Below are 14293 nucleotides of genomic sequence, written 5' to 3' on the forward strand. Positions count from 1 at the left end.
TTTGAGCGATACCCGGATAACGCAGAAGCACTAACGCGACATGGTTTGCTGACCGCTCCATCAAAAAGGAGTGACCATGAACGTTATCCCGCCCAAACCAGTGTCGGCGCAGCCTGCGTCCACCGCTCAGCAGGCAGCCCCCAAACGGTCTGCAAAACTCATCGCAACACAAAGCCTGCACGGCGAGTTTCTCGAGACATCGATCCCGCAATGGTTGACCAGCGCTTTGCCGCATCGGCGCGAAGCGCTCAAGGCCGTCCCGACCGCGTTACCGGCCTGGTATCAGCATGCGACGCCGGCCCAACGTAAAACCCTCGACGAGACTTTCAAGGCCAGCGTTATCGCCCAGAACAGTCTCGACAAGAGCATGGCGAAATTCGTGGATGTCGAAACATTCGCCAGGCCGTTATTGATCAAAGCCTTGAAGGACCAATACGCGCTGGAAATCGATGTAGACAAAACCCTGTTATGTTTACGGCGCCCGGTCGAAATGGGTATTCAGAGAACCGTATTGGCCTCGTTCGAGGTTCTCAAGATCACGCTGCTGGAAGCCTCGCTGCACAACTTCGAAGCTGACGAATGCGAGGGGACCTATCATTCGAGCTCCGGTTTTGTTGTGGCGACGCCTGCTGCGGACACATTCAAGCACGTCGACACAGGCCTCACGGTCAGCCAGTTTTTGCGCCTTTGCCGCACTCTGGATATAGGTCAGCAATACCAGACGTACCTGCAGGAATTTTTCCATCCGCGGGACGCGGTGGCAGAGGCGGTGCTCAGCGAACGCTTCATCGCCAGCCAGAAGGCAGCGATGCGCGCTGCAGCCGAACAGGCGCTATTGCGCAATGACATCGAGGCGGCAGATCACGCGATGATCCTCTCGGTCATCGACGGCGAAATGCACCCGTGGATGGGGCGCAAGCAAGTCTGGTTCCAGGACCTCGGCCTGATGAAAAAAAGGCTGACCGGGTGCGTGGCTTTCGTCATCTGCGAAAAATACCGTTACACCGATGAACTGATCCTTTACATCCCCAACGACCCGGAACATCCGCTCAAGCGCTACACGTTCGAGCAAATGCGCGAAGAGCTCGAGCGCTTGCTCACCGCACGTGATGCGTCGCAACAGACCAGCGCAGAGCCCACCGCCTACCAGCGTTTTTTCAGTCAGTTCCTGCCCTATGATCAGCGCCCGTACTATTTCAGCCAGTTCAGGCAAAAGGCAGCCGACTCACCTGGCGATGCCTGGGACGTTCTGCGTTCCCCTTGGCTGGCCTTCGTACAGGGTTTTACCGGTGGTTCTACATTCACCACCATCGAACAGGTTCCGCCCGAACGCACAGTCAAGTGGGAGCCGGCGGTTGATCCGTACATCGCGCCTTCGACAGTCGAACGCAAGGGCAGGGGGCTTTGGGCGCCCAACGAGGACTTGTGGCAATACCTTTATGCGCAGAATCGCGCCAAGGTGTTGGCCGACGCGCGAAGCCACGCGGTACCCACTGCCGATGTCGATGCGAACGCACGAGATGCCAAACTGGCCCATCTGATGCAGATCGGCATGCTGGGCTTGAATCTGGTGTCGATGTTCGTGCCTGTGCTGGGCGAAACAATGATGATCGTGATGGCGGGACAACTGCTGTATGAAACCCTTGAAGGCGCTATCGAGTGGAGTGAAGGTGATCGCAGGGCCGCCAGGGATCACCTGGTCGACGTGGCCGAAAATCTCGCTCAGGTTGCCGTGATGGCGGGTGTTGGAGCAGGTGTAAGGAAGTTCTCGGCCGCCAGGGCTGTACCGGTCATCGAACAGTTGAGTCCGGTCACGTTACCCAATGGCGAAACCCGCCTGTGGAAACCTGATCTCAGCGGCTACGAGGCCGCTGTTGTCCTTGACGCACACCTGACCCCGAATCCTTCCGGGCAGTATGCGGTGGATGGCAAAACCTGGATCCGTCAGGACAACAAGGTGTATGAGCAGGTCTTCGACGACTCGATCAACCAGTGGCGCATCAAGCACCCGACCGATCCTGCAGCCTATCAACCTGTTCTGCAAAGTAATGGCCATGGAGCGTGGCGCCATACCCTGGAACGTCCTCTGGAATGGGATCGTCTGACGCTGTTGCGGCGCATGGGCCACATCTGCGAGCCGCTATCCGATACGGAGCTGCTCAAAGCGATGGATATCAGCGGCGTCAGCGACGATATGTTGCGCAAGATGCACCTCGACCATGGGGTGCCGCCACCGGAGCTGATTCAGGCCATGCGCTTGTTGAAAACCGATGCACAAGCCGCGCAAGTCATTGAGCAACTGGAGGGTGGGGCGCCGGTCGATGACAAGTATCTGTATGCCCTGCCACTGGTCACTGACATGCCGCGCTGGCCGGCCAATCGCGTACTGGAAGTCTTTGAGGGGACGCAACTGACCGGCAGATCCGTCAAGTATGGCGGCGGATATCGGGTGCGGGGTGTCGGGGGCAAGGCACCGATCCGGATTTCCCGGGCGGACGTCCTCAGCGGCGACCTGCCGCAGCTTGTTCTGGGCGGACTGGATGAATCGGAAATCGTCCACCTGCTCGGAGGTGAAGGTGCGCGGGTTCGAGAAGCGAGACCTGCAGAACTCGCCAAGCAAATTGCGGCCTATGCCCAAACCCGCCAATCGGCCATTTACGACAGTATTTATCAGGGCACCGAGCCTGTCGCCGATCAGGTCAGGCAATTGCAGAACGCCTGTCCGGGACTCAGTGAGTCAGCTGCACAGCAAGTGCTGGCGCAGGCGCGGCCGGATGAACTGCAACGGCTCGGCTCAACTCGTCCCATACCGCTGCGCATGCTGGAGGAAGCTCGCTGGTATGCGCGCCGCAGCCGGCAGGTGCGGGCATATGCGGGGCTGCGCAGCGAGAATATTGCCTCGGCGGACAGTCGACGCCTGGCGTTGCACACGCTTGAGCGGTTGCCCGGCTGGCCGGACAACTTGCGCCTTGAAATACGCGAGGGCAGCGACAGCGGTCCGTTGCTTGAGAGCATTGGCAGCCAGACGGCCTTCGAGAGAAAGTACCTGATCAAAAGCGGCCAGCAATTTCTGGCATTCAACGACCGAGGCGAAACGCTCAACAGCCTGCCACGCCACGGCGACAACTTTTATGCCTCTCTCATGCACGCTCTGCCGGATCACGCGCGGCACGCCCTGGGGGTGCCCGAGGTCAGTCAGTCGGCCGAACTGCAAAAGAAAATCATCGCCCACGCTGACCAGCACCACGGCATGGCGGCCGCATTGCTGGAACAGCTAGCGCAGTGGATGAGACCGCCTGTACGGGTAAACGAAGCGTTGATCGGCTATCTCGCCAGCGGAAGAGCGGGTTGGCTGGAGCGCAATCTGGTTGCCGACCTGCGCGACCTCTACCCGGGCCTCACCGATCAGCAGGCCAGTGGATTGATCCTTGAGCAGGTGCGTGCGGGCAGAAACAACCGGGAGATTTTTCGGTGGTTGCAGTCGCGACGCGAAGAGTGGCAACAACTTGAGGCAACACTGGACGAGTGGGCGGGGACCAACGCGATGGCTCCCTGGGAACCTTCCGGTACTGTTCAGAATCTGCTGGTCGCGCAAGCGCTTAAAACCAGTTGGCGCAATGCCCTTTTGGTCGATGAAGTGCCCAATGCGGATCAACTGCGCCTGGTGACTTACGATGCTTTGCCCGCGCTGACAGCAGACTTTTCCCACGTGCGTAAATTGTCCCTTCGCGGAGATGGCATTACTGATGGCAATGCCGACGCTTTTCTTGCCCTGTTTCCCGGCCTGGAAAAACTCTCGCTGGGTGAGCGCGAGAGTTATTTTGATTTGGGTATGCACCAGCAGTCGCTGTCCTCTCTGCCCGCAAGCTTAGCCAGGATGCCTGCATTGAAAACGCTCAAGCTGAGGACCTCGGCCCCGGCAATGGCCACAGATTTCCCTCAGCGGGTGAAAATGTTGACCTCGCTCGAAGCCCTTGAACTCGATTTTCAAGGATTCATTGACGAGAACCCGCCGGCACTGGAACTGGCCGCGCTCAAACACCTGAAACGACTCAAGATCGAAGCACCCGGCATGACGCAATGGCCAGCATCGGTACAAGCGCTTCCCGAGCTGCAGAGGCTGGATCTGTTTCGGACGTCAATCGCTTCCATTCCTCCAGCGCTCTATACCGGCCATGAAAAACTGTGGGCGGGCCTGTCACTGAATTGGTCGAACTTCTCCCATGAGGCATTCAAACCAGCATTCGAGTACGTCAAAAATTATTCGGGGTCCATGGGGCATCTGATGGACCTGAACTTGATGGTCCGCCAGTACTGCCTCGGTGAACTGAAATTCCTCACGGGTGAAGGCCGCTTTCTCGATCCGTTGCCTGAGCACATCATGACTGTCTGGAATACCCCGGAAACCCGGTTGAAAGCGATCGAACTGCTGCGCCTGGAACACGCCGGGATCTTCCGCCGGTTTTATCAACCGACGACGTCCGATGGCCTGCGTGGCGCTGCACGCGAGCCGCGCTGGCAGTCGCCGCCGAACAGCGCGGTGGTGCGTGAGCTTGAGGAAAACTGGCGCGCGAGCGTACGCAAACGCTATCGCCTGCTCGACCTGGGGGACGATTCTCTGGTATTCGAGCTGTCTGACACAGACGGTTTGAACCATGGCGCGGCCATCAGCGAGCTTGTGCCATTGCCGGCCGGTACATTTTCCCATGTGCAGACCTTACGTCTGGATCGGTTGAACGTGCCGGCTGGACAGATTCAGGCTTTTCTGCAAGCGTTCAGCGGCGTGCGGACACTGCAAATCACTGGCTGCGGATTGACCGAGTTGCCGGTGAAACCGGCGGATTTTGCGCAGCTGACGCGGCTGGACCTGTCCAGCAACCAGATCACCTCTACGGGGGAAATTCAAAGCCAGTTCGCCGAGCTCAAGGCGCTTGAGTTTCTGAACTTGCGGCGCAACCGTTTGACGGCGCTGGACGTGACGGCCATGCCGAAGCTCGAAGTGCTGGATTTGAGTGGCAATAGCCTTCAAACGTGGCCAGCGGGGGCGGAAAATCTGTCCGGGTTGAAGTGGCTGGATCTGCGAGACAACAGCCTCGATTCGCTGCCCGAGCGCGTTCTTGCCATCGACAGCGTATTGCTCAAGAGCCATCTGACCGGGAACCCGTTCAGCGCTGAGGCAGAGGCAGCTCTGACGACGGCGCGCGGGCGTATCGAGGCGAGCAACGGTTTGCCTCGAGGTGCATTGAAAAGCTATGAAAGTCAGCCGGCCGGCTACCTGGTCGCTGCGAACACCTCGGTGCCAGGCACCGCGTTTTCCCGGATCCACGAGTTTCTGTTACCGCTGCGTACTGCGTCATCTGCGGCTGAAGGTAGCGCAGGTCTGGTCAGGCGGTTGCGGGAATTGAATCCGGATCTTTCCCAGGAACAGGCCCAGCACTGTATGGCGCGGTTGGGCGGCGCAGGGTTGGATGAAGCGCAGATTGATGCCCGGATCAAGGACTGGCGAGAGAGTGACGAGGCGCTGACGCGTCAGTTGAACGGTTGGATCTTCAAGCCGGCGGCCGCGAGGGTTTCGACGCAAGACAGAGTCTTCACGGCGATGAGAATCCGTGATTGCTGGGTCGATGGACTGACCCGTCATACCGAAGAAGCGGGTCGCAAGCTCGACCTCAGCGGCTTGCACATTGTTGAGTTGCCGCCTCTGTCGAACGCGTTTACGCAAGTACGAACGCTCGACCTGACTTCGGTAGGGTTTTCCTTGCAGAGCCTGAATGATTTTTGCAGCGCTTTCCCTGAACTGACCACGCTGGTGCTTAACTCCAACAATCTGGAGGGGCTACCGGAGGCTGTCGGTACATTGCACAGGCTGGAGCATCTGGAGCTACGCATTAACTATTTTGCTGAAGCGCCTGGCGTTTTGCAGCAAATGGGCAATCGCCTGCGTTCGCTGGATCTGAGTCATAACCAACTGAGCCAATTCAACGCCAGCGCACTCACCCGGATCGAGCGCCTGAATCTGTCTCTCAATTCGATAAGCCACTGGCCTGATGGGGTACAGGCACTGGAGCATTTGCAAACTCTCAATCTTCTTGGCAACCGTATTTCCCTATTTCCCGACACGCTGCTGGATGGCAACCATGAGCGACTTGTGGCAGGCACCGACCTGCGCGAAAACCGACTGCCTCTCGAGAGTCTGGAACAGCTCAGGGACTACAGTGCGGCTAACGCGAACCGTGGCGTCATGGGGTATTCGTTTGCCTCTCTCGAGCGCGCAATTACCGAGTATGAAACGACGTCCGAAAGCGAGCCCGATACGCCTTTTGATTCCGACAGTAGCGATAGGGATGACAGTAATGCCGGCGGTGCCGGACGCGTGGACAGGCATGAAGCCGTGGAAGCAGACGAAATCATCGCCAATCCGCAGCAAGACGTAGATGAGCAGGCAATGAACACCTGGCTCAATTACACCCGGACCCAGACGCGCGAAACGCGGCAAGCGCTATGGCTGCAATTGGCGCGCGAACCCAACCATGAGGCGTTCTTTCACCTGCTGTCGATGTTGCACGACACTGCCGATTTCAGTGTGTCGGGCGCTGATCTGACGCAACGGGTATGGCGGGTGATAGAAGCGGCAAGCGAAAACACGGAGTTGCGCGAGTTGCTCTTCTTCAACTCCGCGACTCACGGCACCTGCCCCGATGGCCGAATACTGTCGTTCAGTGAGCTGGAAACGCGGGTCTATGAATACACCGCATTGCGCGACATCCCACGCCATTTGCCTGATCAGCGCGGCATAGCGTTGGTCGAGCTGACGCGGCGCCTGTTCCGACTGGAAAGGGTCGACAGGCTGGCGGAAGCAGCTGGCAGGTTCCAGGACCGGGCCGAAATCCGTCTGCAGTATCGAATCGGCATGACGCGCGGCTGGCCCGACGGGTTAGAGCTGCCTGCGCAACCGGATCACATGTTGTACAGGACACCGATCGAGGGACAACTGCTGAGCGAGGCACGCGCTTCTGTGCTGGCCGACGAAGCGTCAGGCCTGTTCCTTGAGGACCTGATTGCCCGCGATTACTGGATTCGCTACATGCGCGACCGACACGCCGCCATCTTCGATGAGCTTGAACGCAGCGCCACACATCGTCAGGAAGAAGTCGAGGATGCGCATCCAGACAAGTGGAACGACGAGGACTCGCGAAGACTGTACGTGGAAGCGATGAGCCAGTTGGAAATCGAGCTGGCGCAGGCACGCACCGACAAACTCAAGGAGCTGTCTCGCCAGGAACTGGAAAACCTTGCGCGGGTCGCTGCAGGGGATTCGCAGACACGCCCGGCGTCACCGCAACCGGGGCCGTCCTCGCGTCGGGACTGAGGAGCTGACCCGATCCGGGAATCGCAAACTCCCGGATCGGCTTTGCAACAATCCTCAGCTGTCGTAACCCAGATTCGGCGCCAGCCAACGCTCGGTCACGCTCAGATCCTGTCCCTTGCGTGCGGTGTAGCTTTGCACCTGATCCTTGTCGATCTTGCCCACCGCAAAGTATTGCGCTTGCGGATGGGCGAAGTACCAGCCGCTGACCGCTGCGGCGGGGAACATTGCGTAGTGTTCGGTGAGGAACACGCCACTGCGCCCGGCGCGCATTTCCGCAGCCTCTGGATCGAGCAGGGTGAACAGTGCCGCTTTCTCGGTGTGATCCGGGCAGGCCGGGTAGCCGGGAGCGGGGCGGATGCCACGGTATTGCTCTTTGATCAGTGCATCGTTGTCGAGGGTTTCATCCTTGGCGTAACCCCAGTGTTCTTTACGCACTTGCTGGTGCAGCCATTCGGCGCAGGCCTCGGCCAAGCGGTCGGCGAGGGCCTTGACCATGATCGAGTTGTAGTCGTCGCCAGCGTCCTGATAAGCCTTGGCCACTTCTTCGGCGCCGATGCCGGCGGTGGTAATGAAGCCGCCGACGTAGTCGGTGACTTCGCTGTCTTTGGGCGCAACGAAGTCGGCGAGGCAGAAGTTCGGCTTGCCGTCGGTCTTGATGATCTGCTGACGCAAGTGATGCAGCTTGGCCAATGGCTTGCCGTTATCGTCGTACAGCTCGATGTCGTCTTCGTTGACCTGATTGGCCGGCCAGAAACCGAACACCGCACGGGCGCTGATCAGCTTTTCGTCGATCAGCTTGGCGAGCATTTCCCGGGCGTCCTTGTACAGCGCAGTGGCGGCCTCACCGACCACTTCATCTTCAAGGATGCGCGGGAACTTGCCGGCCAGGTCCCAGGAAATGAAGAAAGGCGTCCAGTCGATGTACTCGGCAAGCACGTTCAAATCGATATTGTCGAGCACCTTGCTGCCGGTGAAGGTCGGTTTCACTGGCTGATAATTGGCCCAGTCGAATTGCGGCTTCTTGGCGATGGCGGCGGCATAGCTCAGGCGTTCGGTGCGGGCGCTGCGATTGGAAGTGCGCTCGCGCACGTCGATGTATTCCAGGCGTGTCTTCTCGACGAAACCGGCCTTGAGCTCCTTGGACAACAACTGTGTCGCCACGCCGACGGCGCGCGAGGCGTCGGTCACGTAGACCACGGCATCGTTGCTGTACTTCGGCTCGATCTTCACCGCAGTGTGCGCCTTGGAGGTGGTCGCGCCACCGATCATCAGTGGCAGATGGAAGTCCTGACGCTGCATTTCGCGGGCAACGTGGACCATCTCGTCCAGCGACGGCGTGATCAGGCCGGAAAGGCCGATGATGTCGCATTTTTCTTCTTTGGCGACCTGCAGGATCTTCTCGGCCGGGACCATCACGCCGAGGTCGACGATGTCATAGCCGTTGCAACCAAGCACCACGCCAACGATGTTCTTGCCGATGTCGTGCACGTCGCCCTTGACCGTGGCCATGAGGATCTTGCCCTTGGCTTCCGGCTTGTCGCCTTTCTCCAGTTCGATGAACGGGATCAAGTGCGCCACGGCCTGCTTCATCACGCGCGCGGATTTCACCACTTGCGGGAGGAACATTTTGCCGGCGCCGAACAGGTCGCCGACGATGTTCATGCCGGACATCAACGGGCCTTCGATCACTTCGATCGGCCGCGCAAACGACTGCCGGGATTCTTCGGTGTCTTCGACGATATGCGTGGTGATGCCCTTGACCAGCGCGTGTTCCAGACGTTTGTTGACGTCCCAGTTACGCCACTCTTCGGTCTCGGCTTCCTTGACGCTGCCGTCGCCCTTGTACTTGTCGGCGATGGCGAGGAGGGCGTCGGTGCCGTCCGGGGTGCGATTGAGGATCACGTCTTCGACCGCGTCGCGCAGCTCCACCGGGATCTGATCGTAGATCTCCAGTTGACCGGCGTTGACGATGCCCATGGTCAGCCCGGCGCGGATCGCGTAGAGCAGGAACACCGAGTGAATCGCCTCACGCACCGGGTTGTTGCCACGGAACGAGAACGACACGTTGGACACGCCGCCGGAGCTCAACGCATACGGCAGTTCGTCGCGGATGTAGGCGCAGGCGTTGATGAAATCGACTGCGTAGTTGTTGTGTTCTTCGATGCCGGTGGCGACGGCGAAGATGTTCGGGTCGAAGATGATGTCTTCCGGCGGGAAGCCGACTTCGTTGACCAGAATGTCGTAGGAGCGTTTGCAGATCTCTTTCTTGCGCGCTTCGGTGTCGGCCTGGCCGGCTTCGTCGAAGGCCATCACCACCACTGCAGCACCGTAGCGCTTGCACAGTCGGGCGTGATGGATGAACTGCTCGACGCCTTCTTTCATGCTGATCGAGTTGACGATGCCCTTGCCCTGAATGCACTTGAGGCCGGCTTCGATGACTTCCCATTTCGACGAGTCGATCATGATCGGCACGCGTGAGATATCCGGTTCGCCGGCGATCAGATTGAGGAAGGTCACCATGGCCTTCTTCGAATCGAGCATGCCCTCGTCCATGTTGATGTCGATGATCTGCGCGCCGGCCTCGACCTGCTGCAGAGCGACTTCGAGGGCTTCGGTGTAGTTGTCTTCACGGATCAGGCGGGCGAATTTCGCCGAGCCGGTGATGTTGGTGCGCTCGCCGACGTTGACGAACAGCGAGCTGCGATCAATGGTGAACGGCTCCAGACCCGAAAGGCGGCAGGCCTTGGGAATGTCCGGAATCTGCCGCGGCGCATAACCGGCCACAGCTTTGGCAATCGCTTCGATGTGCCCCGGTGTGGTGCCGCAGCAGCCGCCGACGATGTTGAGGAAACCGCTCTGGGCGAACTCTTCGATGACTTTCGCGGTTTGCGAGGGCAGTTCGTCGTACTCGCCGAATTCGTTCGGCAGGCCGGCGTTCGGGTGCGCGGACACGTGGGTGCTGGCCTTGTTCGACAGCTCTTCCAGGTACGGGCGCAGTTCGCTGGCGCCGAGGGCGCAGTTCAGGCCTACGGAAATCGGCTTGGCGTGCGCTACCGAGTTCCAGAACGCTTCGGTGGTCTGGCCGGACAGGGTTCGACCGGAGGCGTCGGTGATGGTCCCGGAAATCATGATCGGCAATTCGAGGTGCAGCTCTTCGAACACACCTTGAACGGCGAAGATCGCCGCTTTGGCGTTGAGGGTGTCGAAAATGGTTTCGATCAGGATCAGATCGGCGCCGCCCTCGATCAGGCCTTTGGTGGCTTCGGTGTAGTTTTCCACCAGCTCATCGAAGGTGACGTTGCGGTAGCCGGGGTTGTTGACGTCGGGCGACAGTGAGCAGGTGCGGCTGGTCGGGCCGAGCACGCCGGCCACGAAGCGCGGCTTGGCCGGGTTTTCGGCGGTCTTGGCGTCGGCAATCTTGCGCGCCAGACGTGCGCCTTCTACGTTTAACTCGTACGCCAGCTCTTCCATACCGTAATCGGCCATGGAAATGCGCGTGGCGTTGAAGGTGTTGGTTTCGAGAATGTCGGCGCCGGCGTCCAGATAGGCTTTTTCGATACCGCCGATCACGTCCGGACGGGTGATCACCAGCAGGTCGTTGTTGCCCTTGACGTCACTCGGCCAGTCCGCGAAGCGCTTGCCGCGATAATCCTGTTCTTCGAGCTTGTAGCTCTGGATCATCGTGCCCATCCCGCCGTCGAGAATCAGGATGCGCTCTTTGAGGGCTTGCTTGAGAGCTTGAAGGCGGACGCTGCGATCGGACATGTGGACTACTCGGAAAGACCATTACGAAGGAGCGCGATCATAGCAAACCTGTGCGCTTTTGGAGCATGTGCAGCTTTTGCATGAATATCGCTCATGTTGGTACGAGCGTCATAACGGTAGAATCGCAGCCTTTTTTTATCATCGAGATCAGCAGCATGCCGCACCGCTTCATCAGTTTATGGTTGCTGGTCCTGAGCGGGAGCGTTGCGGCGCAAGATCCCGCCATTTCTTCTTCCATCTCCTACAGCCGAGACATCCAACCGATCTTCACCGAGAAGTGCGTAGCCTGCCATGCGTGCTATGACTCGGCCTGTCAGCTCAATCTCGGCAGCGGCGAAGGCGCCGCCCGTGGCGCGAGCAAGATGCCGGTATATGACGGCGAACGTACCCAGGCTGCACCGACCACGCGATTGTTTTACGACGCCTTCGGCAAGCGCGCCTGGCAGCAGAAAGACTTCTATTCGGTACTCGACGCCCAGGGCAGTCAGGCCGCGCTGATGGCGCGGATGCTTGAACTCGGCCACAAGACGCCGCTGACGCCGAACGCCAAGCTGCCAGAAGAGATTGTTCTTGGGCTCAATCGCAACAATCTATGCGCAATGCCTGCGGAGTTCGACGGATATGCCGGCGCGCACCCGAAAGAGGGTATGCCGCTGGCCGTCACCGGTCTGACCGACCAGCAATACCAGACCTTGCAGCGCTGGCTGGCGTCTGGCGCGCCGATTGATGAGCAGAGCCTGGCGCCGACTGCCAAAGAGGCCATGCAGATCCAGCAGTGGGAGAACCTGCTCAATGCTCCCGGTGCTCGGCAAAGTCTGGTCGGGCGCTGGCTGTTCGAGCACTGGTATCTGGCGCACATCTATTTCAAGGACGGCGAGCCGGGGCATTATTTCCAGTGGGTGCGTTCGCGCACGCCGAGCGGCCAGCCGATTGATCTGATCGCCACTCGCCGCCCCAACGACGACCCGGGCACGCAGGTGTATTACCGCTTGTGGCCGGTGCAAGGGGTGATCGTGCACAAGACGCACATCACTTATCCGCTGAGCGCGGCGAAAATGGCCCGGATCAAGAGCCTGTTCTACAGCGGCAACTGGCAGGTCAACGCGTTACCGGGTTACGGGCCGCAAAGCCGCGCCAATCCGTTTGCCACCTTCGAGGCGATTCCGGCGCAGGCGCGCTATCAATTCATGCTCGATAACGCTGAATACTTCGTCCGCACCTTCATTCGCGGCCCGGTGTGCCGTGGGCAGATCGCGACCGACGTGATCCGCGACAATTTCTGGGCGCTGTTCCAGGCGCCGGAACATGATCTCTATATCACCGACCCGAACTACCGCGGCCAGGCCACGCCGCTGCTGGCGATGCCGGGGCAGAACGACGATGTCGGCAGCGTGCTGAGTCTGTGGCGCAACTATCGCGACAAGCGCAACGAATACGAGGCACTGCGCCGTGACAGCTATGCCGATCTGCCGGCGCCGAGCTGGTCGACGCTGTGGGCCGGCAACGACAACGCCTTGCTGAGCATTTTCCGCCATTTCGACAGCGCCTCGGTAACCAAGGGGCTGATCGGGGAGGTGCCGCAAACCATGTGGCTGTTCGACTATCCGCTGCTGGAACGCACCTATTACCAGCTCGCGGTCAATTTCGACGTGTTCGGCAACGTTTCCCATCAGGCGCAGACCCGTCTGTATTTCGACCTGATCCGTAACGGCGCGGAGCAGAACTTCCTGCGCCTTATGCCCGCCGACTCGCGCGAGGACTACCTCAACGATTGGTACCAGGATGGCGGCCAGTTCAAGATGTGGCTCGATTACGAGGCCATCGATGACGACAAACCGACCGCATTGAAGCTCGACGAAAAAGACCCGAAACATGATTTCGCCATGCAGTTGCTGGCGCGCTACGGTGATCTGAACGCGCGGCCAGACCCGATCAATCGCTGCGACGGCGCTTATTGCTCGCGACCGAATATCGATCCGGCGTTGCAGAATGCCGAGCAGGCCCTGAGCCGTCTGGCCTCGCGCCCGGCCGCAGGGCTGAAAGTCATTGACCAGTTGCCCGAAGCGACCTTGCTGCGCGTTGAAACCGCCAGCGGCAAGCGCGAGGTCTACAGCCTGCTGCGCAACCGCGCCCACAGCAACGTGGCGTTTTTGCTCGGTGAGTCGCGGCGCTATCAGCCAGGGCTCGACACCCTGACGATCTATCCGGGCGTGCTCAGCAGTTACCCGAACTTCATGTTCAACGTACCGGCCGAGCAGGTGCCGGCGTTTGTCGATGCGATGGAAAACGCCAGGGATGCCAGTCGGTTCGAAAAGATCGTCGAACGCTGGGGCATTCGGCGCAGTCATCCGCAGTTCTGGCTGTATTTCCACGATCTGAGCCAATACATCCACGAAACCGACCCGGTGGAAGAGGGCGTGCTGGATATGAATCGGTACGAGAACCTTTGATGATTCGCAGGCGTGTTACGAGATTCTTTCCCGACAAAAATACTAGGACTTTGTCAGCCGCGCCGATTGGCGTAAACTGCGCCCACGCCTGCGAGGAGTTTTTATGACCGCTATTACCATTACTGACGCCGCCCATGATTACCTGGCCGATCTGCTCTCCAAGCAGAACACCCCGGGCATCGGCATCCGCGTTTTCATTACCCAGCCTGGTACCCAGTACGCCGAAACCTGCATTGCCTACTGCAAGCCGGGCGAAGAGAAGCCTGAAGACACCGCGCTGGGGCTGAAAAGCTTCACCGCCTACATCGATTCCTTCAGCGAAGCGTTTCTTGATGACGCGGTCGTTGATTACGCCACCGACCGCATGGGCGGCCAGCTGACCATCAAGGCGCCAAACGCCAAGGTGCCGATGGTCAACGCCGACAGCCCGGTCAACGAGCGCATCAACTATTACCTGCAAACCGAGATCAACCCGGGGCTGGCCAGTCACGGCGGTCAGGTCAGCCTGATCGATGTTGTCGAGGACGGCATTGCCGTGTTGCAGTTCGGCGGCGGTTGCCAGGGCTGCGGCCAGGCTGACGTAACCTTGAAAGAAGGCATTGAGCGCACCTTGCTCGAGCGCATTCCGGAGCTCAAGGGCGTTCGCGACGTGACCGACCACACGCAGAAAGAAAACGCCTACTACTAAGGTGTTCGCTGCGATCATGAA

General features: G+C 59.5%; 4 protein-coding genes. 3 read left to right on the plus strand and 1 reads right to left on the minus strand.

Annotation, left to right across the window (positions count from 1 at the left end):
- The first annotated feature begins 76 nt into the window (after nucleotides 1-76).
- Complete coding sequence (locus AB4N85_RS06935) at nucleotides 77-7369, plus strand: dermonecrotic toxin domain-containing protein (protein WP_252869342.1); 7293 nt, start codon at nucleotides 77-79, stop codon at nucleotides 7367-7369.
- Nucleotides 7370-7423: 54 nt separating this feature from the next.
- On the opposite strand, the gene metH is transcribed toward AB4N85_RS06935, so the two are convergent.
- A complete protein-coding gene (gene metH, locus AB4N85_RS06940; protein ID WP_252869343.1) occupies nucleotides 7424-11134 on the minus strand; it encodes a methionine synthase in 3711 nt (1236 codons plus the stop codon).
- A 155-nt stretch (nucleotides 11135-11289) separates the two neighbouring features.
- On the opposite strand from metH, the gene AB4N85_RS06945 reads away from it, so the two are divergent.
- Both AB4N85_RS06945 and nfuA read left to right on the plus strand, forming a co-directional pair.
- Nucleotides 11290-13584: a fatty acid cis/trans isomerase gene (locus AB4N85_RS06945; protein WP_252869344.1), complete on the plus strand. Its 2295-nt coding sequence runs from the start codon at nucleotides 11290-11292 to the stop codon at nucleotides 13582-13584.
- 103 nt (nucleotides 13585-13687) lie between these two features.
- Nucleotides 13688-14272: a Fe-S biogenesis protein NfuA gene (gene nfuA / locus AB4N85_RS06950; protein ID WP_003225494.1), complete on the plus strand. Its 585-nt coding sequence runs from the start codon at nucleotides 13688-13690 to the stop codon at nucleotides 14270-14272.
- The last annotated feature ends 21 nt before the right edge of the window (nucleotides 14273-14293 follow it).

The sequence above is a fragment of the Pseudomonas sp. H1_G08 genome (genome assembly GCF_054681355.1).

What these genes read in the sequence shown, in the direction of transcription:
- metH (WP_252869343.1), bottom strand. Translation starts at nt 11,134, where the DNA reads ATGTCCGATCGCAGCGTCCGCCTTCAAGCTCTCAAGCAAGCCCTCAAA.
- nfuA (WP_003225494.1), top strand. Translation starts at nt 13,688, where the DNA reads ATGACCGCTATTACCATTACTGACGCCGCCCATGATTACCTGGCCGAT.
- AB4N85_RS06935 (WP_252869342.1), top strand. Translation starts at nt 77, where the DNA reads ATGAACGTTATCCCGCCCAAACCAGTGTCGGCGCAGCCTGCGTCCACC.
- AB4N85_RS06945 (WP_252869344.1), top strand. Translation starts at nt 11,290, where the DNA reads ATGCCGCACCGCTTCATCAGTTTATGGTTGCTGGTCCTGAGCGGGAGC.